This is a genomic window from Acinetobacter sp. UBA3106 (assembly GCA_002365595.1).
Lineage (GTDB): Bacteria > Pseudomonadota > Gammaproteobacteria > Pseudomonadales > Moraxellaceae > Acinetobacter.
Window position 1 is genome coordinate 27,406 of sequence record DFAM01000018.1, and the last position, 22,817, is coordinate 50,222.

The window sequence follows — 22,817 nt, forward strand, 5'->3', positions numbered from 1 at the left end:
TTTCACTCCACAGTTAAGTATTAAATAAAATTCCGTGAGGAGCATCGCCAGACATGGCTAAACGTGATTATTATGAGGTTTTGGGCGTCGCTAAAACCGCTAGTGATGATGAAATTAAAAAAGCCTACCGTAAGTTGGCGATGAAATATCATCCAGACCGTAACCCGGACAACCCAGAAGCTGAAGAAAAATTTAAAGAAGCTGCTGAAGCTTATGAAATTTTATCTGACAGCGAAAAACGCAGCATGTACGACCGTATGGGGCATAACGCTTTTGAAGGCGGCATGGGCGGTGGTGGCTTTGGTGGCGGTTTCAGCGCAGAAGACATCTTTAGTCAGTTCGGCGACATTTTTGGTGGGGCATTTGGTGGCGGTGGTGGCCGTGGCCAGCAACGTGCACGTCGTGGTTCAGACCTTCGCTACGTGATGGAATTGACCCTTGAAGAAGCGGTCAAGGGCGTGAAAAAAACCATTACCTTTACCGCGCCGGCACCGTGTGAGGCCTGTGATGGTAAAGGTTCTAAAAACCCGAACGATGTTGAAACCTGTAAAACCTGTCATGGTGCAGGCCAAGTGCGTATGCAACAAGGTTTCTTCTCTGTTCAGCAAACCTGTAGCACCTGTCGCGGTCAAGGTAAAATCATCAAGAACCCATGTAACACGTGTCATGGTTCAGGTGTAAAAGACCGTCAGCAAACCCTTGAAGTGACTATTCCTGCAGGTGTGGACAATGGCGACCGCGTACGTTTAACCGGTAAAGGTGAAGCGATTCGTGACGGCCAGTCAGGTGATTTATACGTAGAAGTAGTGGTGCGTGAGCACGAAATCTTCCAGCGTGATGGCGCAGACCTGTATATGGATGTGCCTGTCAGCATTGCTGATGCTGCTTTGGGTAAAGAAATTCAGATTCCAACCTTGGATGGTCGTGTAAGCCTGAAAATTCCTGAAGGAACTCAAACCGGTAAACTGTTCCGTTTGCGTGGAAAAGGGGTGAAACCAGTACGTACCAGCATGCAGGGCGATTTACTCTGCCGCGTAGTGGTAGAAACACCGGTGAATTTGACTGCTCGTCAACGTGAGTTGTTAAAAGAATTGCAAGAAACGATGGATGGAGATGACAATAAATCATCGCCTAAGAAGAAATCGTTCTTTGGGCTGTTTGATTAAATTCAGACAGTGATCAGAAAAAGGGATGCATGTGCATCCCTTTTTTATTATTTTATATTTCCTATAAGAGATTTTATTTTAAATGAATTTTAAATAAGAAATTGAAATTATTAGATTTATTCATGCATTTTATGTGGTTTAAATCTTTATATTATAGATATTTATTTTTAGTAAAATCTTATTCATCGGATTTCTTTAGGGATAAGGGTTTTACAATACTTATCCCTAAATTAAATTATAATGAATATTAATATCTTAATTTATTTTAATTAGATTATAAAATTTATCACTCAGAAATTTAGCACCATCTGGTCCAAAATGTCCTCCATCATAAAAAATTATTTTTTTATCATCTGTTAATACCTTACAACTTATTTCTGATGGACAAATTAAGTTATACATATTTATATATGTTAGTCCTGGTCTAGAGCGTAAAATTTTATCAATTTCAATATTTTGTTCTTTTTTAAATTTTGCTGCATATTTGTCAATATCATTCATATCTGTATATTTTTTTCTGCTATACAGGTTAAATAACTCAACGCTACTTTTAGATAAATCTTTGCGACCAAAAACCCATATTTTTTTATTCGAATTTGCTAAATTTTCAATTTTATCAAAGGCTGTATTTATATACGGAGTAGTAAAGTCATTCCAATTAAAAGCAATAAATATTCTATCTGCTTTCTCAAATAATTTTTTATCACTCAGAGCATAATTTATTTGTTCATTACAAGTTGGAATAACATCTGGTTTATTCATAGTCATAAAATTAATTTTTTCATAGTATTTTTGTTTTATTGATTCATTAATATACGGGATATTACATTCGGTATAGATAGTGCGAGCTACAATGTCAAAATTTTTATCATTATTTTTTCCTTTTAGTAAGTTTATTAAATCTGCTGATTGAGAATCACCAATAATTAATATTTTTTCTTTACCATTCTGGTCAAATTGTTTTTTTGAAGCATAATACCTTTGGTATTCCCAAGTATATTCATGCATTTCCTGTATATTAATATTATTTGCTTCCTGTAATTCTACAGGTAACCTCCACACCCATCCTTTTCCTATAAAGCTTGAAGCACTTGCAAGAAGAATAATAATTATAAAACTTTGGCAAAGTGATAGGTATGTTGCTTTGTCAAAATTTAAAGTATTTCTAAATTTTTTTTCCACTAAATTATATAATATTATAGATAAAATAAATGTAGTAAATAATAATAATAACTTTATTCTATAGTTAAGGGTTATTTCAGGAAATATATAAATGAAAAATACAAATACAGGCCAATGTACTAAGTATAATGAATAACTAATTTCACCTATATATTGTATAGATTTTAAGCTAACTATTTTTTCAAAAGAAATATTACTACCTGCATAGATTATTAAGGATGTTCCTATAACAGGTATCCAAACAATTATACCAGGGAATGCCATAGTATTATTAAACTTAAGTATTGAAAATATTATCAAAAGTAAACCAAAAAAGTAAATTAAATTATTAATGAGTCTAGTAAATAAAAACTTTCTTTCTAGGATAAAAACTAATGCACCTATCGAAAATTCATGTATACGAAAAGGCATTAGAAAAAATACACCTGTCGAATCATATGATAAATATTTATATGATATAAATCCTGAAATGAAAATTATTAATGATAAAAAAATAAAATAAAGTTTTCTTAAATAGATCATAAATAAAAGAATTAATGGCCATATCATGTAAAACTGGAATTCGACGCTTAGAGACCATGTATGTAAAAGTGGTTTTAGTGTGGAAAAATTATCAAAATACCCACTAGTAAACCAAAAATAGATATTTGAGAATCCAACAGTAGAAAATATTGTTGTAGCTGATAAAGCTTCAAAATCTAGTGGAGAGAAAATAAAAAAACCTATGATATAAGTGATTATTATAGTTGCCAAAAAAGCAGGATATAACCTTTTTATCCTGCTAAAATAAAAATCTTTAAAATTAAATTTTTTTTGTTCTGTATTAATGATGATAGATTTAGAAATTAAATAGCCAGAAATTACAAAAAATATATCAACTCCGACAAAGCCACCTTTAAAAAATGAAACTTGGAAATAATATAGAATTACAGCTAATACAGCTATTGCTCTTAGACCTTGAATGTCATCTCTAAATTGTTTTTGAGTCAATTTTTATCCCCATAATTTTTCTTTTTAACTACATATAATTTTTAATTATTGATGAATTTATATGCTGTGAAGTATAAGCTAACTTAGCTATTTTGTACAAAAAATAAACAGTAAAAGTGATTCCCTAACCTTATAAATCTTGTTTCTATTACATTAAGAAGGAAATCTACATTTTTTAGAAAATTAACTGGTCTTATACAAAGGATGATTTTTTAATTTCTCTAGGATTCATACTAAAAAATAGACAAATATATTTTTCGTATTTAAATAATTCAATTGTTTATTTCTATCAAAAATTGGTTCGCCTTTTTGATACTTTATCTCGTTCGATGTCTAAGGACTTATCAATGCTCTAAAGCTGGGACGAGTGGTTTTAAATAATGAGCTGATTTTTTCTTATCCATATTTCTTGGCTTTCTTTCAAATCTTGGCTTAGGATATGATCACGTCAATACCACTAAGACCCGTAGAAATAATTTTATTACTAAAGCCATATTTCTCAATTTTGTATCAGCCTTGTTCTGTATCAACTATCATCAAACCTCAAATTTAAGTGATCGCTAAAATTGACATTTAGTCATATTCCAAAAAAATTCTACATGACTTTATTTATCGGTTTTTTATCAAAATCAGTGATTTTGCTATTTAGGTATTTTCATTGATTTTATGCAATCAATCTTAGTGTTATTACAGAGTTTTGATATAGTAAGACCAATTTAGAATCAACATTAGGAATATGTTATGTCAGCAGCTCCACGCATTGGTGTATTAGGTGCAGGCGGTCGTATGGGACGCATCCTTATTCAGGCAGTGAAAGAAGCAGGTTACCAACTTGCAGCAGCGGTTGAACGTCCTGAAAGCAGCCTGATTGGTGCAGATGCCGGTGAGATCGCTGGTATTGGTGCTGTTGGCATTAAGGTTGTAGGTAATCTGCAAGACGTATTAAAAGACTGTGATGTGGTGATTGATTTCACAGCGCCTGTTGCGAGTGTACAGCATTTAAAATTGTGCCGTGAAGCAGGGGTGGCCATTGTGATTGGTACCACAGGCATGAATGATGAACAAAAAGCATTTTTAGATGAAAGTGCAACGCAAACGCCTGTGGTCTATGCAGCAAACTATTCTGTTGGGGTAAATGTTTCAATTAAACTGTTGGAACTTGCTTCTAAAGTATTTGGTGATACAGTCGATATTGAAGTGATTGAAGCGCATCACCGTCATAAAGTCGATGCACCATCAGGTACAGCATTAATGATGGGTGAAGCAATTGCCGGTGCTTTAGGTCGCGATCTTAAAGAAGATGCCGTGTATTGCCGTGAAGGGCATACCGGTCCGCGTGAGCGTAAAAGCATTGGTTTCCAAACCATTCGTGGTGGTGACATCGTGGGTGAACATACTGCAATGTTTATTGCTGATGGTGAACGTGTTGAAATTACCCATAAAGCAACTAATCGCATGAACTTCGCTTCAGGTGCGGTACGTGCAGCTGCTTGGGTAGTGGGTCGCGAAGCACGTAAATATGATATGAAAGATGTACTTGGTTTTAACGATATTAAAGTATAAAAAATCGTTAAAATCATTTATAACAATACATAGCAAAATTAAAATAAGAAGCACAATGGAATGAAAAAAGTGATATTGATGGCCTGTGCAGTAGCGATGCTTGCTACTGTACAAGCTAAACCTATGGATAATGCCAAACTCAGTATTAACAAAAATAATATTAAAGTGTGGACCTATCAAAACAGTCAAAACCCGGTATTTTTATACAAAGCTGAGACCACTTACGATACACCTTTCGAAAAAGCCGTCGGTCTGATTCTGGATGTCGATCATGCGGTGAAATGGGTGCCGTATATGGGCAGCATCAAAGTCCTGTCGCGCGATGACAAAAAAGGCGAGTTTTTATTGTATATGGTGTTGGATTTTCCTTTTCCGCTAAAAGATCGTGATTTAGTGGTACAAGGCAAAATGATGAAAGATGCTCAGGGTGTTATTACCATAAAAAATAAAGCAGTCGATAAAGGCTATGCCAAAAATCCGGATTATGTACGTTTAACCCATTATGAAGGCGATTGGACCTTTCAAAAATTAGCCAATAATAAGGTCAAAGTTTCCACGTATGGTTATGCCAATCCTGAAGGTTCCATTCCTTTAACCTTTGTAAATATGTTTGTCCAGCAGCAACCGTATCAGATGTTGCAGAAGATGAAGACAGAACTTGCGAAACCTTCAAGTATTCCGCTGTTGCCTGAAGCATTACGTTAAAACAGAAAAATAAAAAGTCCGCATCAAGCGGACTTTTTCCTTTACAGTATTTTATAAATATCACTAATTATTCAGCTCTTTATTCGATGAAAATTTAATCTGAACAAATATCTATATTCACTGAAAAATCTGACCTTAAGTATCATGAGCCACAGATATGCTCTATGTGTTGTAGTGGGAAAATCATGTCAAAAGCAGTTCTATCCCAAGTGATGAATGCCAATGTTGTCGATGAGTTATTCAGTTAATTCCATTTTCAAGTTTTCAAGATCGGCGTGATTTTGCAGCTGTTATTGTGGTTAAAAATACATTAATTTGAAAAATATTCTGGATTAAATATCAATACATGAGTGCAAGATGAAATCGACCATCGAAGAATTACACGCTTTTGTGACCATTGTCGATAGTGGCTCGATTGTGATGGCAGCCGAACGTCTGGGACAAACTACATCCGGTGTCAGTCGGGCTTTGCAACGTCTTGAAAACAAGCTCACTGTAACCTTGCTGGAACGTACCACACGTAAGTTGAAACTCACTCAGGAAGGACAACTGTTTCTGGAAAAAGCCCGTAAAATTTTAAATGACCTGGGTGAAGCTGAAGATGCCTTGCTGAAATCTGATAGTGATACTTCGGGACTGATTCGGGTGGATTCTGCGACGCCTTTTATTTTGCATGTCATTGTGCCGCTGATTCAGGAGTTTATGCAGCAATATCCCAATATCGAAATTGAACTGACGAATCATGATCAGGTCATTGATTTACTGGAACATAAAACCGATGTCGCCATTCGTTTTGGAGATTTGCATGATTCAAGTTTACATGCCAGATTATTATGTCGCAGTCGTCTCTATATCGTAGCCAGTCCCGGGTATTTAGAACAACATGGAATACCGCAATCTCCAGCGGATTTATCGCAACATGCTTTACTGGGCTTTAGTCAGCCGACCCATTTAAATGCCTGGCCGATTCAGTTAAATGACACAGATTTGATTGTTCATCCTAAAATAAAAGCCTCCAATGGTGAAACCGTTCGGCAATTGGCTTTACAGGGCCTAGGAATTACTTGTTTGTCACGATTTTTGATTGAACAGGATTTACAAGCGGGACGCCTGACAGCCTTATTGGAAGATCAAATTCGTCTGCATTATCAGCACATTCATGCAGTTTACTACCGACAAGAGCATCTGCCGAAACGGGTACAGTTGTTTATTGAATTCCTGGCACACAAGCTTGCCATCTATTTATAAGTGACTTAAAAACCAATCAGGCAAAATAAATAAAAATCTGCCAAGCCCGATGGGTCTTGGCAGATTGGATACAAGTGAAGATTAAATTGAAAACAGACTTAGAAATCTGCTTTCAGCACAATCCGATAACGCGCATTTCCTGAATGGAGGTGTTCAATCGCCTGATTGAGTTGCGACATTGGAAATACTTCAATTTGCGGGGCAATATTTTTACGCGCAGCGAATTTCAGTAATTGGCGTAATGCAGCAGGGGAGCCTGTAGGCGAACCAGTCAGTGATTTTGCACCGCCAATCAGTGTGCCAGCTGAGATCTGCATAGGTTCCAAGGGAAGCCCTAGCATATGCACCGTACCGTTTGGTGCCAAAGTAGCCAGATAAGCCTGCCAGTCCAGGGTCACATTGACGGTACTGAGTAACAAATCGAATTTACCGCGTTGAGCTTTTAATGCGGCTGTATCACGGCTATTCACTACATGGTCTGCACCCATGGCTTTCAGTTCTTCAGCCTTGTCTAAATTAGATGTGAATGCCGTAATTTCACAGCCCCAAGCTTTGAGCAGTTTGATCGCCATATGACCTAGACCGCCAATCCCGATCACACCCACATGATGTATGGCTTGAATCTGGTGTTTGAGAATCGGATCAAACACGGTAATACCCCCACAGAGGAGTGGTCCGGCACTTTCAGGGTCCAGATCTTCGGGCAGGGGAATCACCCATTGCCAACCGGCACGAACTTTGTCGGCAAAACCACCGGCATGTCCAACAATGGTTGCCGTTTGTCCACCAGTACACAGCACTTGCTGACCCGATACACAGGAATCGCAATATTGGCAACTTTCAGCAGTCCAGCCAATGCCCACTCGTTGTCCGACTTTTAAACCTTTGGCTTCTGAGCCGAGCTGAGTAATGGTGCCAATAATTTCATGTCCGGCCACCACAGGATAAACCGAAGATTTCCACTCATTATCAATCACTGAAATATCAGAATGGCATAAACCGCAGTATTCAACTTTAACTTCAACCTGATGCGGCTGTAATTCTCCCGCATCAAACTGGTAGGGTTCAAGGGCTGCACCTGCCTGCATCGCTGCATAGGCATGGATGATGTTATTACTCATGGCAAAATCCTTTCATGATCATTTTAATGAGGACGATGTTTTAAAAGTGCAATGATTTTCATGGTCATCGACCATACCCACTGCTTGCATAAAAGCATAACAAATGGTGGGTCCTACAAATTTAAAGCCCTGCTTTTTTAAAGCTTTTGAAAGCGCAAGACTCCTGTCAGTTTGGGCAGGGGCTTGACGATAATCTACTACATCATTGTATAAGGTTTGATATTCAACAAAGCTCCATAGCCAGTCGCTGACATTACGCTGTTGTGGTTTTAATTGTTGGGTTAAATGCTGCCAGGCCATGGCATTGTCACGAATTGCTTTGAGCTTGCCGATGTGTCGAATCAAACCGGCATCTTGTAATTTATTTTCCAGCTCTGCATCACTGAACTGGGCAATCTTTGCAATCGGAAATTGAAAAAAATGCTGCCGATAACGGTCCCGTTTTTTTAGTACCGTAATCCAGGACAGGCCGGCCTGCTGTCCTTCTAGACACAGCATTTCAAATAAATGGGCTTCATCATGACTGGGAACTCCCCACTCATGGTCATGATAAGCGATATAAAGAGGATCATTTGAGCACCAGCCACAGCGTTGAATCGACATTTTTGATGCTCCTGAACAGGTTTAAAGTTTGAATTCAGTCCATTGATCTTGCTGATTGTCCCAGTAATACAGTTCGGCTTGCGGTAAATCAGTGAACTGAATCCACATGTCTTTACCCGTTTTTTCTGCAAAACCGGTGCTGATCAAAAGCGCTTCTTCGGTAATTTCCATTACCCAGCCCTGGTGAGTTTGTCCCGCCAAAACAATTTTTTGTTGATTGCCTGATTCAGCAAATTCGACCAAACGATTGATCAACGCTTCTGACATGAATAGTTCCTAAAAAATTAACGTAAATAAGGATAGGGATTCACCACACCACGACCCTTACCTTCAAGGTAAATACCATAGTGTAAATGCGGTGCCGTATGACGGGCATTGCCGGTATTGCCGACATAACCGATCAGGTCGCCTTTTTTGACATAATCACCGACATTTAAGCCGCGTTTATGATCATCAAGATGGGCATAGTAATGCCAGGTTCCACCGGGTCCCAGAATCCAAACCACTTTACCACCCAAATTGTTATTGCGTAAGTCGGCAATGAGGCCTTCCGTGGCGCTCAGCACTTTTGTTCCACGTGGAGCCATAATATCAATGCCTTCATGAGTGCGGCCACTACTGCGGGAAGCGCCCCAGGTATCCTTTAACTGTCTGGCTTTGATATTTTTTACCGGAATAGGCAATGATGATTTCAGCTGCATACTTTTCAGCTTTTGTACCTGAGCTGGCGGAAGCCGGGTAGAGGAAGATTTTTGCGGCGTTGAAGTACATGCCGCAATCCACAAGATGCTAAAACCCAAAAATAAGGTCGAAATAAAACGTAGCACTGTTCATCCTTTTTTCATTCTAATCTATGTGAAAATTATTCGAAGTACAGTGCCTGACTATGTCATAAATTTACTGCAGAGATCAATTTTTTCATCGCAGTAGGCAGCCCCATTGCTGTTGCACTTTTTGGGCTTAACCAGTTGCCATTCAGTTCAATCGAAAGATGTTCTTGCTGGTCAGCATCCACTTCAAAGCAGATGGCTTCCAGTTGCCAGGTAAAATGAGTAAAACTATGCGTGATCTCAGCGCGTTGAATTACTTTTTTAAGTCCCAAAGTCTGGCACAGGCTTTCAAACTCAACTGGATCTTCAATAATCGGCAAGCACCATAAGCCGCCCCATAGCCCGCTATTGGGACGTTGCTGCCATAACCATTGATCACCAGACTGAATTAGTAACACTTGAGCTGATTTTACCGGCACAGCTTTCTTGGCTTTTTTAAACGGCAGTTCAGTTTCCAGGCCTTGTTGATGTGCCTTACAGTGCTGTTGCATCGGGCAATATAAACAGAGCGGTTTTTTCGGGGTACAAATGGTTGCGCCCAGGTCCATAATGGCCTGGGTATAGTCATGATTGCGCTCAACTGGACAAAGCTGTTCAGCCAATTGCCACATGGCACGTTCATGTACAGGTTTGGACAGATCGTCTTCAATGGCAAAGAAACGCGCCAATACCCGTTTGACATTGCCATCCATAATCACGCCGTACTGACGCAAACCCAGTGACATCAATGCCCCTGCCGTGGAGGGACCGATTCCCGGCAGTTCCATCCATTGTTCACGTGTTGAGGGAAAATGGCCTTGCTGTGCAACAAGTGCTGCAGCTTTATGCAAATTTCGAGCCCGGGCATAGTAACCCAGACCCGCCCAATAAGGGGCTACATCATCCCAACTGGCCCGTCCTAAATCTTCAACTGTAGGAAAGCGTTCGATAAAACGCTCAAAATATTGCAGCACAGTTTTCACCTGGGTTTGCTGTAACATGATTTCAGACACCCAGACCTTGTAGGGATCATCAACCACTTGCCAAGGCAAATCATGACGACCATGTACATCAAACCAGGAAAGCAGGGCATCGGCAAAAGAAAACTGTGACATGTGAACCGTAGAGTGGGAATAGATGAATAGTATAACGAAAATTGCATGTTACTGCGGGGATGTCCTAAGCAAAAAATGATGCCGAAGCATCATTTTTTGTTGGATAAAACACCATCCTTTTTTACTCGCTGGACATGCCCCAGCGCTCATCAAGTTTCAATGTCTGACCTTCATAGCGTGGAATAATATGAATATGCAAATGTTCATTCACCTGACCAAACACTGAACCATCATTAAAGCCAATATGGAAGCCGGAAGGATGGTAACGTAATTTCAATTCATTACGGGCCAGCTCCAGCAGAGACATTAAGCTTTTACGTTCCTTGTCGGTAATATCAAAAAAAGAACTGACATGACGTAGAGGAACAATCACGGAATGACCTTTAGATAAAGCATTTGGTTCGGGTAAAATCACCCCGAAATCATTTTTATCAATGATGTCATATTCATCAAAATTGCAATATGCACAATTGTTTGTAGTCATTGTTGTATCCTCTCTAAATTTTCCATGTCACGGGTTCAGTAAAAATACCAGAACCCTCTTACCTTCATCGTTATTCACCAAGTCGGGTTTTCAATAATTCATACATCGCAGATAAACCTTGCTGTTCAGCTGCTGCGTTATAGCCCAGATCAACACCATTGGCTTTGGCACGCTCGTCTGCAAGCGGGTTGCTAAAGCCATGTTTAGCATCTTCAAAGATAATCACTTCATGCTCGACTTGAGCAGCATGCATTTCTTCTTTAAAGCGTGCTACATCATCCAGACTCACCATGCTATCTAGCTCTCCGTGGAGCACTAGAATTTCAGCTTTGACCTGTCCGGGTTGGGCCGGTGCTTTGGGGGTAAGTGTGCCATGGAAGGTGACCACAGCCTGTAAGTTCGCTCCAGAACGTGCCAGATCAAGTACGACTTTCCCGCCATAACAAAAACCTACAGCTGCAAGTTTATCTGCATTTACTTCCTCTTGCGCAGCTAATGTGGCTAAACCTGCGGACGCACGAGTCACAATTGTTTCAGGGTCTTCAAAGGTTTGCATCATCCATTCACTGGCTTGAGGTACGGCCGTAGTGACTTTTTTATCCCCGTACATATCAATAGCAAGAGCGGCATAGCCGTGTTCAGCAAGCTCACGCGCACGCTGTTCGGTGTAATCATTTCGTCCCCACCATTCTGGTGCAACAATAATTCCCGCGAGCGGTTTTGCCGATTCAGGGGCGGCAAAGTATCCAATCAAATGTGTTCCATCTGCTGCGGTGTACTGAATTTCACAAGTCTTAATGCTCAGAGCCATGGATTTAATCCTTGTAATGAATAAAAAAAAGTATTGATTAAAGTATAGAAATGGATTTCTTTTAATGATTGTACAAGATCGGTCAATGTTGAGTGCATACTATTCTGCATAAATTGAAACATGCTTTTTATTAATCGGGTGATATATCTAAATATTCAAAAAATATGAATTAATTTTATTTTATAAACAAGAGAAGAAAGAGGAAACAGGTTGGCAAAATTTAGAAATATGGCTTTTTAAAGGGAAATGCACATGATGAGGGGAGTACATCTAATCGATGTTAAAAATAGCGAGCGGTCATAACTGTTAGGAGAGCTTTAGATTAACTCGCTCGCTATTTTAAAATGAAAAGTAACGGATTGATTAGTTACTGGATTTAGGTAATACCTCAAGCAATTCGACATCAAAAATTAAGGTGCTATTTGGTTCAATCACATCGCCAGAACCAATTTGACCGTAACCCAGTTGTGCAGGAATAAAAAAGCGGTATTTGGCACCTTCTTTCATCAGCTGCAGACCTTCAGTCCAGCCTTGAATAACCTGGCTGACCTGAAATTCCGCTGGTTGGTTTCGGGCAATTGAACTGTCAAACACCGTTCCATTAATCAGTCGCCCTTCGTAATTAACTTTAACCACGGAATTGGCCTTCGGTGATTTTCCAGTACCCTGTTTCAAAATCTGATATTGCAAACCGGATTTGGTTGTTTGAACACCTTCTTTTTTGGCATTGGCCGCTAAAAATTCAGCCCCAATTTTGGCATTGGCGTCGGCCTTTTGTTTTAGTTCGATCAGCTGTTTTGCTTCACTTTGCTTTTTATGTTGATTCAGAACACGAGCCATTTCTTCATCGGTCAAGGCAGATTTACCATCTTGAGTGGCTGTCTTTAAACCAAGTATGAATGCATCCAGATCTAAATCTTTAAACGATTCAGCATTGCTACGTCCCATTAAATAACCAAAGCTGTAGCCAACCTGTTCTTTTAAACTGCTGGTATTGGTCACCGTTTTTGCAAAACTTACCGTGCTGCACAAGCATAAACAAAGGAGTGTTATAGATATTTTCATATTCTTATCTCAAGATAAATAAATAAATAAGGAGAGCAAAAGCTCTCCTTAAAATTATTATTTTACTTTAATCAATTCAACATCAAAAATAAGTGTGCTATTGGCAGGAATCATGCCAGGAACGCCTTGTTCACCATAGCCTAATTGTGACGGAATATAAAGAGTCGCTTTACCGCCTTCTTTCATCAGCTGTAGACCTTCAGTCCAGCCTGGAATGACTTGATTTAACGGAAATTCGATCGGCTGACCACGCTCAATTGAGCTGTCAAATACTTTACCATCGACCAATTGGCCTTTGTAATGGACAGTCACCATAGAACTGGCATTTGGTTGTTTACCTGTGCCTTCTTTGATAATTTTGTATTGCAAGCCTGAAGCTGTAGTTTTCACACCCGGTTTTTTTGCATTTTCAGCCAAGAAATTATCACTGGTAGATTGAGCTGTTTTTGCTTGATCCAGCTGTTTCTGTTGCATCTCTTTTTGGAACTGCTGATAGGCCTGTTGAAGTTCTTGTTCTGTATAAGCCGGTTTATTACGAGCATGCCCTTCACGTACACCTGTAACAAAGCTGTTAATATCTAATTCTGGTGGGGTTTGATGTGCCACTTCATAGCCGAGTGCATAACTGATTTTCTCAACAGCAGAAGCATTTTTTGATGCTTTTGAAGTCACAGTAGCCGGGTTTTGAGTTGCATAATAAACAGGTACAAGTGCAGCACCGCCTAACAGAACAGCGACAGCGATGGGTAAGGCTTTACTCATAGGTTTTCCCAAATTCATTTTATATTAAAAAAGTTGCATTAATTTTAGCAGACTTTTCTATCCAACACGTTTCCAGTGAAGCGTAGTGTACAGAAATCCAATATATTCTTATCAACACCTCTATTCTATAACAGACTGAATATATAAAACATTTATCATACAATAAAATGTCTATTTTTATTTAAGCAAAAAATGAAAGATGAGTTTTAAGCCATATGCTTTCATCGTTTAATTTGCCCAAGAAATAGTGACAAGGAAATAAGCATAAAAAAGTAAAAGCCAGTGATTTGCACTGGCTTTTAGCATAAAATGCTTTCAATCATGTTCAATAAAAAGAGTTAATCATTATCTTTTGAGGCTTTATACCCATAGGTGTAGTTATAGCCATAACCATAGCCATAACCGCCTGAGCCACGTTGAATATCATTCAGAATAAAGCCATTCACTTTCACATTCACTTGTTCAAAACGATTGACTGTTAATTCAAGTTCCTTCATTTGCGATTTTGCATAACGCGCAATCACTAAATTTACACCTGCATATTGTGAAATGATAATACCGTCTGTGACTGCCAATACCGGCGGAGTATCAATAATAATATGATCATACAAGGGTGAAAGGTGATCTAAAAGTTCCGAGAATTTTGCCGAACTTAACAGCTCTGAAGGATTCGCCGGATTTTTACCACGAGTGATCACATCCAAATGAGGAACTTCTGTAGATTTAATAATGCTTTCAAATGATTGTTGACCATTTAAAAATTCAGCCAGACCGGATTGATTATCCTGATTAAAATATCTGTGTAAATAACCACGACGCATATCGCCATCGATAAGTAACACCCGCTTATTACTCTGTGCCAGAATGGTCGCCAAGTTCGCGGAAATAAAAGATTTACCCACCTCAGGAGCAGGCCCTGAAATCATGATGATATTATTTTTGGCGTTGCTTAAAGCAAAATGAATCGCTGTACGCATGCTACGTAAGCTTTCAATCGCAATATCATCGCTGTTTTTAACGGCTAAAATAGGAATATGTTTGTTCTTTTTCAGTAGCTTAAGTCGGCTTTCTTGAATAGGTGAACGTGGAACAGTGGCATAGACAGGCAAATCCAGTTCATTTTCAATTTGATTGGCATCTTTAATGCCTGAACGCATCATATTACGTAATAAAGCCAGTAAGGTTCCCAGGAAGCCCCCCAGGAAGATGGCTAAAATTAAAATTTGCAGTTTTTTCGGTGCAATCGGTTTAATTGGCTCAACGGCTGTATCGACAACCCGGACATTGCCAATTTCACCCGCTTTGGCAATACGCAATTGCTGGTATGAGTTAAGCAGGGCAGTATAAAGCTGCTGTTTGACTTCAACCTCACGGTAAAGCTGTAAATAACGACGTTGCAAATCAGGCAGTTGTTTTAAAGTACCATTCAGCTCGGCAATTTTATTATTAATAGCACCAAGTTGAGCATTCATTTGCTGCATCACCGGATGTTCACTGGTGTATTTTGCAGAAGCTTCCGCCAGTTTTTGCTCCAGTTCAGCTTTAGATGTTTCTAGCTGAATGCTCTGGGTTAAATACAATTCGGATTCTTTGGTCACATCAACCGTATTAAACTGTTGACGGAATTTGTTAAATTCGCGTTCAGCAACATCGAGCTGTTGTTTTAATTCAGGTAACTGTTCTTCAAGGAATTTAAGTGTTTGTGCAGTTTCAGCAGAACGGCGTTCAATATTTTGGTGGCTATAGGCAACCAGAATTGAATTGAGAACCTGGGTGATATGTTGTTTGTCTTGACCTTGATAATTTAAGCCCAAGATACCTGTCATTTTGCCTTTTTCAGCCACAGAATAGTTATTTGTGATTGAACTCATGGCAGCAGGTAAAGACATTTTTGCAATATTATAACTGTCTTTCAGCTGGTCTTGAGTATAAATGGCCACTTTCCAAGTCCCGAATTCTGAACTGAGATGGCTCTCTTGGTTGGTCAGTCCAGTAAAAACCACTTGTTCGGTTTCTGGATCCATTAAGGTGAATTTATTGCCATTAAAATTAAGTAATAAATTCTTGTCTAAGTAATAAGCCGGAACTTCAAATTTGCGAACATCAAATGACTGGGCATCATCCTTAAATAAAACAGATTTGCTGTGATATTGAGTCTGATAATCGTGTGGATTTAATAAGCGATCAAAAAAACTGTTTTCTGTCCCAGAAATCTTTAAATCCAGATTTAAGTTTTTAATGACTGAGCCAAGTACTAATCGCGATTTCAAAAGTTCAATTTCAGCCTGAGCCGGTTGCTTTTGCTCAATCATATTGGATAAATCACCCAATAATGCGGCAGAAGTCCCCTTACTTTCTTCTACTTGTACCAAGGCATCCACTGAATAGGTATCGGGCGTGGTTCTTAAATATAATAGGGCACAAACCAGACTTAAAATGATGCAGAGTGCAATAAGTTTCCATTGAGCAATCAGTGAAAAGAATAGTTCTTTTAAATCAATGGTATCTTCAGTATTGGTATTTTGGCTCATAATTTTGCTATCAAAAAGTTAAATATGTTGTGTCCAGTCGTTAATACAGTCTTGTATTAACTGACAGGTTTCATCAAAGACCAATTGCTCATGCTGGAAGGGGTCAGGGACATTTTTGCCTTGCCAATGACCTAAGCGGAAGGTTTTTCCTTTAGCAAAAGGCCAGGTTTGCTCTAAATGCTTTTGCTGATTTTGACTCATGACTAAAATCAGATCGGCCTTTTTAATGAGGTCAGCATTCAGCTTTTTGGCAATATGAGGACTCATATCAATACCTAAACGCTGCATACAAAGAGAAGCCTTTTGATCTGCAGCGTGGCCGACTAAACCGGAAATACCCGCAGACTCAATATGAAGCTGCGGATACTGCTGTTTTAAGAAATATTCAGCCATCGGACTACGACAGATATTGCCTACACAAACCACAAGGATATTCTGAATTTGCATTATTGCCCCAAGCGATCCAAATTATAAAGTGCATTTGAAAATGGAATAATTTGGTTGACTACACGTTGCCAACGAGCTAGACCAGAAGCATCGACGTAGACAATGTCATTACTGCGCATTTTGAACTTATTGGCTAAACCAAAATCGGCAATACTGGTTAAATCCAGTTGATAAACTTCAGTAGAGGTATCTCCAGCATTGCTGCGAACCACATAAATTTTACTTCGACTTGCAGACAGCGGATTTAAACCTAAACTTTCACCTAAAACATCACTTAAACTCATCCCCTGATCACGCATTGGTAAGGATTGGTTTTTACCCGATTCACCCATCACATAAATTTTTTGGTTTTCACGTGAATTGACATATAAAGTATCATTCGGTTGAATCAGCAAGTTATGTAAGGACAGTCCGGCTTTTTCCAGCTCAATACTATTCAGTTGATAGGTACGACCTTGTCTGACCAGAGTAATAGAGGCATTATCGCCTTGCTGAGAGTTCACACCACCCGCCATACCTAAAGCGGTATATACACTCACGGGTTGATCGCTTAGAGCAAATTGCCCGCCTTTCATCACATTGCCTTGCACGGAAAAGCGCTGACCTTGATATGACAATACCCGAGCAATCACATCTGGTGTTTTTAAATAGCGGGAAAGTTGACTACGTAACTCCTGGTTGACCTGAGTTAATGACTTTCCTGCAGCCTTGTAGCGTCCAATCATGGGGAATTGGATATAGCCATTTTGATCAATTTGATAACCATTGGCTTGTACAGCTTGTTCATTACTTATTGTATTTGTAGGCGGGGTAATTTCGGGATAGGCCCAAAGATAAATGGAAAGAATATCGCCTGGACTCAATTTATAATTTTTATGGGAAGTATTAAATAAATGGGCATAATCTTGACGAATATTAATTTCGGCGGGTTGTACGGCAAATAAAGATTCTTGAGTGAGTTTGATTACATTAACTTGAGTTCCTAAATCCGTTTGATAAACCCCTTCACTAGGTAAATCATAAGTTTGCAGACCTGATGTAATGGCACAACCCGTCATTCCTAAACTCAGTGCAAACATAACGCTATAATGGTAATAACTCACTCGAAATCCTGTTTATAAAAATAATTTGAAAATATATAGGCGTAATTTGCCCAACAAATAAAATTTGAACAATATTATTTTATACCATTAACCTTTTGTTACCTAGTCTAAGATGTAGTTGAATCGTAAGAGGTTTGGTGGAGGGGCAGAATTACTGCTGTCTGATCGTTAAATAAAAAATAAATTTATCTATTACATGATGTTTTTTGCATTTATAAGCCATCATTTTAAGAGTTAATTGAATTGCCCATTTGAATAATCTCTCAAGTAAAGACAACATTTTACAATTAAAATTACTGAAATTTCTGTTATATTATAATGCTATTTACAACGTCACGATGATTAACAATTCATCGATCGCATAGGCTTCTATATGTTACAACTCTCTGAACTGAAAATAGCAATTATTGGGCTAGGTTATGTTGGTTTGCCACTGGCAGTAGAGTTTGGTAAAAAAGTTTCAGTTATAGGCTTTGATATTCATCAAAAACGGATTGATGAATTAAAAAGCGGACAGGACCATACTTTAGAAGTTTCTCCCGAAGAATTAAAACAATCCACACATTTAAGTTACACCTCACAGCTTGAAGAGCTGTCTGAGTGTAACTTCTTTATTGTTACTGTACCCACCCCGATTGATGAATATAAACAGCCTGACTTAACCCCATTGGTTAAAGCCTCGCAGAGTATTGGCAAGGTGCTAAAAAAAGGCGACGTGGTGGTATATGAGTCGACCGTATATCCGGGTGCAACGGAAGAAGTCTGTATTCCTGAACTGGAAAAAGTATCTGGCCTAAAATTCAATCAGGATTTCTTTGCCGGTTATAGTCCTGAGCGCATTAATCCGGGCGACAAACTGCACCGTGTGACCAATATTTTAAAAATCACTTCAGGTTCAACCGCTGAAGTGGCGGACTATGTTGACCAGGTCTATAACCTGGTGATTGAAGCGGGTACCCATAAAGCGTCGAGTATTAAAGTCGCGGAAGCTGCGAAGGTGATTGAAAATACCCAGCGCGATGTCAACATTGCTCTGATCAATGAATTGGCGGTGATCTTTAACAAAATGGGTATTGATACTGAAGCTGTGCTTCAAGCTGCAGGAACAAAGTGGAACTTCTTACCGTTCCGTCCGGGTCTGGTCGGTGGTCACTGTATAGGGGTTGATCCGTACTACCTCACCCATAAAGCACAAGCGATTGGCTATCATCCGGAAATTATTCTGGCCGGTCGCCGTCTGAATGATGGCATGGGTGCGTATGTGGTGACTCAGTTGGTGAAAGCGATGCTGAAAAAACGCATTCAGGTTGAAGATGCCAAAGTCCTCATTCTCGGGTTAAGCTTTAAAGAAAACTGTCCCGATATCCGTAATACCCGTATCACTGATATTGTCAATGAACTGAAAGAATATCATATCGATGCCGATATTTATGACCCTTGGGTAGATGCAGCTGAAGCTGAACATGAATACGGGCTTAATCCCATTTCAACCCTGGAAAATGGCAAATATGATGCAGTGATTCTGGCGGTTGCGCATCATCAGTTTAAGGATATGGGCGTAGAAAAAATCCGTGCCTTGGGTAAAGCAGAACACGTGTTATATGACTTGAAATATGTGCTGTCTCAAGCCGAATCTGATCTTCGTTTGTAATAGGACATACGAGCATGAATACATATCAAAGCGTATGTGAACAGTTAAAGCAAAGCCCTAAAACCTGGCTGGTGACCGGTGTTGCCGGCTTTATTGGCTCCAATCTTTTAGAGACCTTATTAAAGCTTGATCAGAGCGTTGTTGGTTTAGATAACTTTGCCACCGGTCATCAGCACAATTTAGATGAAGTCAAAGGCTTGGTCACGGCCGAGCAGTGGGCGAAATTCACCTTTTATGAAGGGGATATCCGTAAACTGGAAGATTGCCAAAAAGCCTCTGCCGGTGTGGATTATGTCTTGCATGAAGCTGCTTTGGGCTCAGTGCCACGATCAATTGCCGACCCGATCACTACCAATGAAACCAATATCAGCGGTTTCCTGAACATGCTGACTGCGGCGCGTGATGCTAAAGTCTCCAGCTTTACCTATGCAGCCAGCAGCTCAACCTATGGCGACCATCCGGCATTGCCGAAAGTGGAAGAAAATATTGGCAAGCCTTTGTCGCCTTATGCCGTGACCAAGTATGTCAATGAGCTCTATGCCGATGTTTTTGCTAAAACTTATGGTTTTAAAGCGATTGGTTTGCGCTACTTTAATGTGTTTGGCCAGCGTCAGGATCCGAACGGGGCCTATGCTGCGGTGATTCCGAAATGGACCGCAGCCATGATTGCCGGTGATGATGTATTTATTAATGGTGATGGCGAAACCAGCCGTGATTTCTGCTTTATCGATAACACGGTGCAAGCCAATATTCTGGCAGCAACCACAGTCGATGATGCCGCAAAAAATCAGGTCTATAACGTCGCAGTGGGTGACCGTACCACCTTGAATGATTTGTATCGTGCGATTCAGGCTGCATTGGCTGAAAACGGCGTGAACTATACGAAAGATGCCGTATACCGTGACTTCCGTGCCGGAGATGTACGTCACTCCCAAGCCAGCATTGCCAAAATTGAACAAGCCCTGGGTTATGCACCTGAGTTTCGAATTGATGCCGGTATTCAGCTGGCCATGCGCTGGTACGTTAAAAATCTGACATGATTGCGCGTATTTTCGCCAAATATCAGTCGATTGGCTTAATCACGTCGAGTTTATTGGTAGGTGCGATAATTACATTTATCGCACTTCCTTTTTTAACGCGCCTTTATTCGGTTCAGGATTTTGGTGAATATGGCATTGCCTTGGCTGTGGTCAGCGTTTTATCGACCATTGCCAATTTGCGTCTCGATCAAGCCTTACTGGTCGCGGAAGAGCAGGACAAAAAAAGCCTGATCTTTGAAGGAACGATGTTCTCCACAGCTATTGTAGCGGTCAGTGCCATCATCTTAAGTTTTATTTTTAATATGGCTGTGGTGGTTGCCATTTGTAGCGGTGTGTTGGCCAATACCCTGATTCAAAGTATCTATAATTATAAATTTGCCGCGCATGCCGAATATTTCTGTGCCGGACTGAATATTTTGCGTAGCCTGATTGTGGTGCTGGTACAGCTGGGCTTGCCCTTGTTGATGAGCATCAGCCTGGTCAACAGTTACAGTGTCAGTTCAGTGCTGATGCTGCTGTTTGTACTGATTTATATTGTAAAAAATCAGCTTTATCAGGTCAGTTGGCAGGCGTTTAAGCACTATAAGGACTTTATTTATTCCAATACGCCACATGCCTTGCTGAACAGCTTTTCGCATAACTTGCCTTATTATGTGGTCTCGCATTTTGTCGGCGTTCAGGCGATGGGCTTTTATGCCATCGTCGAACGCACCTTGCGGGTGCCGATTAATTTAATGTCGCAAACCATTCGCCAGTTCTTTATCCGTAAATTTAAACATCTGCAAAATAGCCAGGAAGCCCTGAAAAGCAGTGTGCTGCTTAGTCTGTTGTCTTTGCCCCTGTTTGCCGTGTTCTTGGTGCTGCCAGAGTCGCTGTATTTATGGGTGTTTGGCAAAGAGTGGGTCGGTATCTCGACTTATTTTCAGTTATTGGCCTTGGGTTATTGGGCCATTTTTTGCAATCCGCCCAGTTCGGGCTTCCTGATTGCGCAGCGTAGTAGCCATATCCTGTTTAGATTGCAAATCATTGAATTATTAATTAAATTTATTTTATTCTTCGGCCTGTATGTGCTGCTTGAAGATAAAATCTATATGCTGCTTGCCGTACCGGTTGCCCTGATTGCTTATAACTTTGCCATTTTGTTTTCTGTGTGGAGAATCCAAAAATGATGTTTTTTAAAGCTTTAAAACTCATGCACTGGTTCACTGCACAGTGCCGCAAGGTTGTTTATAATCAGGCTTTTGCTACTCAATTTAAATATTTTGGTAAAGCGTGTACCTTGGAAATTTCCGGTCAGGTTCGCATCGGCAAAAATGTCTATATTGGCGATCATGTCAGCCTGATTGTGGAACAGGGTGCAACGTTTAATATTGCCGATAACAGCTTTATTGGCGAAAGTTGCTATATCAAATGTTTTGGCGGCACTATCAGTATTGGTCAGGACGTCAGCATCAATTCCAAGTCATTTATCAATGGTTGTGGCGGGGTCAGCATTGGCAATAACACCCGCATTGGCACGCAAAGCATCATTATTGCCAGCAACCATAAATTTGGCGAACCTGATCTGTTGGTGAAAGATGCAATTACCAAGCAAGGCGTGATGCTGGGTGAAAATATCTGGCTGGGTGCGCGGGTCACGGTGCTGGATGGCGTTGTAATCCCCAATGATAGCGTCATTGGTGCCTGTAGTTTGGTCTCTAAACCTTTGCCTGAGTCCGGTGTTTATGTCGGAATTCCGGCCAAAAAAATCAAATCGGTGTGATGGCTTATCCATATCGTTTAGGTCATTTTCAGCGTAAAATATTGCACTGATTTTTCTCCTTTCCAATTTAGGTCCTTCTACTCAGGTCATGCGTATGGCATTTATGGTTTCTGCTTTTCTACAGCTGTTTGATCTCGCTTATTTTTTTGCGAAGGGCAGCGTGGCTTATGCACGCCGTAAAGGGGTGACGGTCGGTGAAAATTGCCGTATCTATATTCGCAGTTGGGGTTCAGAGCCATTTCTGGTGAGTCTTGGTGATGATGTGACGGTCACTTCAGGGGTAAAATTTATCACCCATGATGGCAGTACCTGTCTGGTCAAAGACCAGCACGGCAAACGCTATCAACGCTTTGCCCCGATTCAGGTCGGTTCGCATGTGTTTATCGGGGTCAATACGATTGTTATGCCGGGGGTGAAGATTGGTTCCAATGTGGTGATAGGCGCCGGTTCGGTGGTCACCAAGGATATTCCGGATAATAGTGTGGCAATTGGCGTGCCTGCTAAAGTGGTCTCAAGCTTTGAAGATTATCAAGCCAAAATCCAGGCCACTTGTGCCAGTGATTCAGAACTGACTGGTATCCATGATTATCAGCAGCGTGTCGAACGAGCAATGGCTCTGCAAGCCTCCAAAAATGCTCATTAATTTCTTCCATTGCAGG

General features: G+C 40.1%; 22 protein-coding genes. 9 read left to right on the forward strand and 13 right to left on the reverse strand.

Annotated features, from left to right (window positions below):
- Window positions 1-53: 53 nt before the first annotated feature.
- A complete protein-coding gene (gene dnaJ / locus B4C48_RS10790) occupies window positions 54-1,166 on the forward strand; it encodes a molecular chaperone DnaJ (protein ID WP_291356348.1) in 1,113 nt (370 codons plus the stop codon).
- A 255-nt stretch (window positions 1,167-1,421) separates the two neighbouring features.
- Here dnaJ and B4C48_RS10795 read toward each other — a convergent pair whose 3' ends face one another.
- Complete coding sequence (locus tag B4C48_RS10795; protein WP_291356349.1) at window positions 1,422-3,338, reverse strand: acyltransferase family protein; 1,917 nt, start codon at window positions 3,336-3,338, stop codon at window positions 1,422-1,424.
- A 741-nt stretch (window positions 3,339-4,079) separates the two neighbouring features.
- Here B4C48_RS10795 and dapB point away from each other — a divergent pair.
- The 3 genes from dapB (at window position 4,080) to B4C48_RS10810 (ending at window position 6,854) form a co-directional block, all read left to right on the forward strand.
- A complete protein-coding gene (gene dapB, locus B4C48_RS10800; RefSeq protein ID WP_291356350.1) occupies window positions 4,080-4,901 on the forward strand; it encodes a 4-hydroxy-tetrahydrodipicolinate reductase in 822 nt (273 codons plus the stop codon).
- Window positions 4,902-4,961: 60 nt separating this feature from the next.
- Window positions 4,962-5,606, forward strand: coding sequence for an START domain-containing protein (locus tag B4C48_RS10805; RefSeq protein ID WP_291356351.1), 645 nt, complete (start codon window positions 4,962-4,964; stop codon window positions 5,604-5,606).
- 357 nt (window positions 5,607-5,963) lie between these two features.
- Entirely contained in the window at window positions 5,964-6,854 is an 891-nt protein-coding gene (locus B4C48_RS10810) for a LysR family transcriptional regulator (RefSeq protein ID WP_291356352.1), read from the forward strand.
- 98 nt (window positions 6,855-6,952) lie between these two features.
- On the opposite strand, the gene ahr is transcribed toward B4C48_RS10810, so the two are convergent.
- From ahr to B4C48_RS10870, 12 genes are all read right to left on the reverse strand, one after another.
- Window positions 6,953-7,975, reverse strand: a complete 1,023-nt coding sequence (gene ahr / locus B4C48_RS10815) for an NADPH-dependent aldehyde reductase Ahr (protein ID WP_291356353.1) — start codon at window positions 7,973-7,975, stop codon at window positions 6,953-6,955.
- 18 nt (window positions 7,976-7,993) lie between these two features.
- Window positions 7,994-8,578, reverse strand: coding sequence for a DNA-3-methyladenine glycosylase I (locus B4C48_RS10820; protein WP_291356354.1), 585 nt, complete (start codon window positions 8,576-8,578; stop codon window positions 7,994-7,996).
- Window positions 8,579-8,599: 21 nt separating this feature from the next.
- A complete protein-coding gene (locus B4C48_RS10825; RefSeq protein ID WP_086196761.1) occupies window positions 8,600-8,845 on the reverse strand; it encodes a hypothetical protein in 246 nt (81 codons plus the stop codon).
- A 17-nt stretch (window positions 8,846-8,862) separates the two neighbouring features.
- Window positions 8,863-9,405: a M23 family metallopeptidase gene (locus B4C48_RS10830; protein ID WP_291356355.1), complete on the reverse strand. Its 543-nt coding sequence runs from the start codon at window positions 9,403-9,405 to the stop codon at window positions 8,863-8,865.
- Window positions 9,406-9,467: 62 nt separating this feature from the next.
- Window positions 9,468-10,502, reverse strand: a complete 1,035-nt coding sequence (gene mutY / locus B4C48_RS10835) for an A/G-specific adenine glycosylase (RefSeq protein WP_291356356.1) — start codon at window positions 10,500-10,502, stop codon at window positions 9,468-9,470.
- Between the two features lie 121 nt (window positions 10,503-10,623).
- Complete coding sequence (locus tag B4C48_RS10840; RefSeq protein ID WP_291356357.1) at window positions 10,624-10,986, reverse strand: HIT family protein; 363 nt, start codon at window positions 10,984-10,986, stop codon at window positions 10,624-10,626.
- Between the two features lie 70 nt (window positions 10,987-11,056).
- Window positions 11,057-11,797, reverse strand: coding sequence for a dienelactone hydrolase family protein (locus B4C48_RS10845; RefSeq protein WP_291356358.1), 741 nt, complete (start codon window positions 11,795-11,797; stop codon window positions 11,057-11,059).
- 363 nt (window positions 11,798-12,160) lie between these two features.
- Window positions 12,161-12,862, reverse strand: coding sequence for an FKBP-type peptidyl-prolyl cis-trans isomerase (locus B4C48_RS10850; RefSeq protein ID WP_291356359.1), 702 nt, complete (start codon window positions 12,860-12,862; stop codon window positions 12,161-12,163).
- 57 nt (window positions 12,863-12,919) lie between these two features.
- Window positions 12,920-13,624: an FKBP-type peptidyl-prolyl cis-trans isomerase gene (locus tag B4C48_RS10855; protein ID WP_291356360.1), complete on the reverse strand. Its 705-nt coding sequence runs from the start codon at window positions 13,622-13,624 to the stop codon at window positions 12,920-12,922.
- Between the two features lie 338 nt (window positions 13,625-13,962).
- Window positions 13,963-16,155, reverse strand: coding sequence for a polysaccharide biosynthesis tyrosine autokinase (locus tag B4C48_RS10860; RefSeq protein ID WP_291356361.1), 2,193 nt, complete (start codon window positions 16,153-16,155; stop codon window positions 13,963-13,965).
- 18 nt (window positions 16,156-16,173) lie between these two features.
- Window positions 16,174-16,602: a low molecular weight protein-tyrosine-phosphatase gene (locus B4C48_RS10865; protein WP_291356362.1), complete on the reverse strand. Its 429-nt coding sequence runs from the start codon at window positions 16,600-16,602 to the stop codon at window positions 16,174-16,176.
- Window positions 16,602-17,681 (reverse strand): polysaccharide biosynthesis/export family protein, encoded by a 1,080-nt coding sequence (locus B4C48_RS10870; protein WP_291356562.1) that lies wholly within the window; start codon window positions 17,679-17,681, stop codon window positions 16,602-16,604. Before B4C48_RS10870 ends, B4C48_RS10865 begins: the two co-directional genes overlap by 1 nt.
- A 397-nt stretch (window positions 17,682-18,078) precedes the next feature.
- Here B4C48_RS10870 and tviB point away from each other — a divergent pair, with 397 nt between their 5' ends.
- The 5 genes from tviB to B4C48_RS10895 all read left to right on the forward strand — a co-directional run bounded on the left by tviB (window position 18,079) and on the right by B4C48_RS10895 (window position 22,801).
- The gene (gene tviB, locus B4C48_RS10875; RefSeq protein ID WP_291356363.1) at window positions 18,079-19,356 is read left to right on the forward strand and encodes a Vi polysaccharide biosynthesis UDP-N-acetylglucosamine C-6 dehydrogenase TviB; all 1,278 of its coding nucleotides are present in this window, start codon (window positions 18,079-18,081) and stop codon (window positions 19,354-19,356) included.
- A gap of 14 nt (window positions 19,357-19,370) precedes the next feature.
- A complete protein-coding gene (locus B4C48_RS10880; protein ID WP_291356364.1) occupies window positions 19,371-20,396 on the forward strand; it encodes an NAD-dependent epimerase/dehydratase family protein in 1,026 nt (341 codons plus the stop codon).
- Window positions 20,393-21,565 (forward strand): lipopolysaccharide biosynthesis protein, encoded by a 1,173-nt coding sequence (locus tag B4C48_RS10885; RefSeq protein WP_291356365.1) that lies wholly within the window; start codon window positions 20,393-20,395, stop codon window positions 21,563-21,565. The genes B4C48_RS10880 and B4C48_RS10885 overlap by 4 nt, the downstream gene beginning before the upstream one ends.
- Window positions 21,562-22,158 carry an acyltransferase gene (locus B4C48_RS10890; protein WP_291356367.1) on the forward strand — a complete coding sequence of 199 codons (597 nt, stop codon included), beginning with the start codon at window positions 21,562-21,564 and terminating at the stop codon, window positions 22,156-22,158. The genes B4C48_RS10885 and B4C48_RS10890 overlap by 4 nt, the downstream gene beginning before the upstream one ends.
- A 94-nt stretch (window positions 22,159-22,252) precedes the next feature.
- Window positions 22,253-22,801, forward strand: a complete 549-nt coding sequence (locus B4C48_RS10895; RefSeq protein ID WP_291356369.1) for an acyltransferase — start codon at window positions 22,253-22,255, stop codon at window positions 22,799-22,801.
- Window positions 22,802-22,817: the final 16 nt, after the last annotated feature.

Coding starts and splice junctions, on each gene's coding strand:
- dnaJ (WP_291356348.1), top strand. CDS start 54: ATGGCTAAACGTGATTATTATGAGGTTTTGGGCGTCGCTAAAACCGCT.
- dapB (WP_291356350.1), top strand. CDS start 4,080: ATGTCAGCAGCTCCACGCATTGGTGTATTAGGTGCAGGCGGTCGTATG.
- B4C48_RS10805 (WP_291356351.1), top strand. CDS start 4,962: ATGAAAAAAGTGATATTGATGGCCTGTGCAGTAGCGATGCTTGCTACT.
- B4C48_RS10810 (WP_291356352.1), top strand. CDS start 5,964: ATGAAATCGACCATCGAAGAATTACACGCTTTTGTGACCATTGTCGAT.
- ahr (WP_291356353.1), bottom strand. CDS start 7,975: ATGAGTAATAACATCATCCATGCCTATGCAGCGATGCAGGCAGGTGCA.
- B4C48_RS10820 (WP_291356354.1), bottom strand. CDS start 8,578: ATGTCGATTCAACGCTGTGGCTGGTGCTCAAATGATCCTCTTTATATC.
- B4C48_RS10825 (WP_086196761.1), bottom strand. CDS start 8,845: ATGTCAGAAGCGTTGATCAATCGTTTGGTCGAATTTGCTGAATCAGGC.
- mutY (WP_291356356.1), bottom strand. CDS start 10,502: ATGTCACAGTTTTCTTTTGCCGATGCCCTGCTTTCCTGGTTTGATGTA.
- B4C48_RS10840 (WP_291356357.1), bottom strand. CDS start 10,986: ATGACTACAAACAATTGTGCATATTGCAATTTTGATGAATATGACATC.
- B4C48_RS10845 (WP_291356358.1), bottom strand. CDS start 11,797: ATGGCTCTGAGCATTAAGACTTGTGAAATTCAGTACACCGCAGCAGAT.
- B4C48_RS10850 (WP_291356359.1), bottom strand. CDS start 12,862: ATGAAAATATCTATAACACTCCTTTGTTTATGCTTGTGCAGCACGGTA.
- B4C48_RS10855 (WP_291356360.1), bottom strand. CDS start 13,624: ATGAGTAAAGCCTTACCCATCGCTGTCGCTGTTCTGTTAGGCGGTGCT.
- B4C48_RS10860 (WP_291356361.1), bottom strand. CDS start 16,155: ATGAGCCAAAATACCAATACTGAAGATACCATTGATTTAAAAGAACTA.
- B4C48_RS10865 (WP_291356362.1), bottom strand. CDS start 16,602: ATGCAAATTCAGAATATCCTTGTGGTTTGTGTAGGCAATATCTGTCGT.
- B4C48_RS10870 (WP_291356562.1), bottom strand. CDS start 17,681: ATGTTTGCACTGAGTTTAGGAATGACGGGTTGTGCCATTACATCAGGT.
- tviB (WP_291356363.1), top strand. CDS start 18,079: ATGTTACAACTCTCTGAACTGAAAATAGCAATTATTGGGCTAGGTTAT.
- B4C48_RS10880 (WP_291356364.1), top strand. CDS start 19,371: ATGAATACATATCAAAGCGTATGTGAACAGTTAAAGCAAAGCCCTAAA.
- B4C48_RS10885 (WP_291356365.1), top strand. CDS start 20,393: ATGATTGCGCGTATTTTCGCCAAATATCAGTCGATTGGCTTAATCACG.
- B4C48_RS10890 (WP_291356367.1), top strand. CDS start 21,562: ATGATGTTTTTTAAAGCTTTAAAACTCATGCACTGGTTCACTGCACAG.
- B4C48_RS10895 (WP_291356369.1), top strand. CDS start 22,253: ATGGCATTTATGGTTTCTGCTTTTCTACAGCTGTTTGATCTCGCTTAT.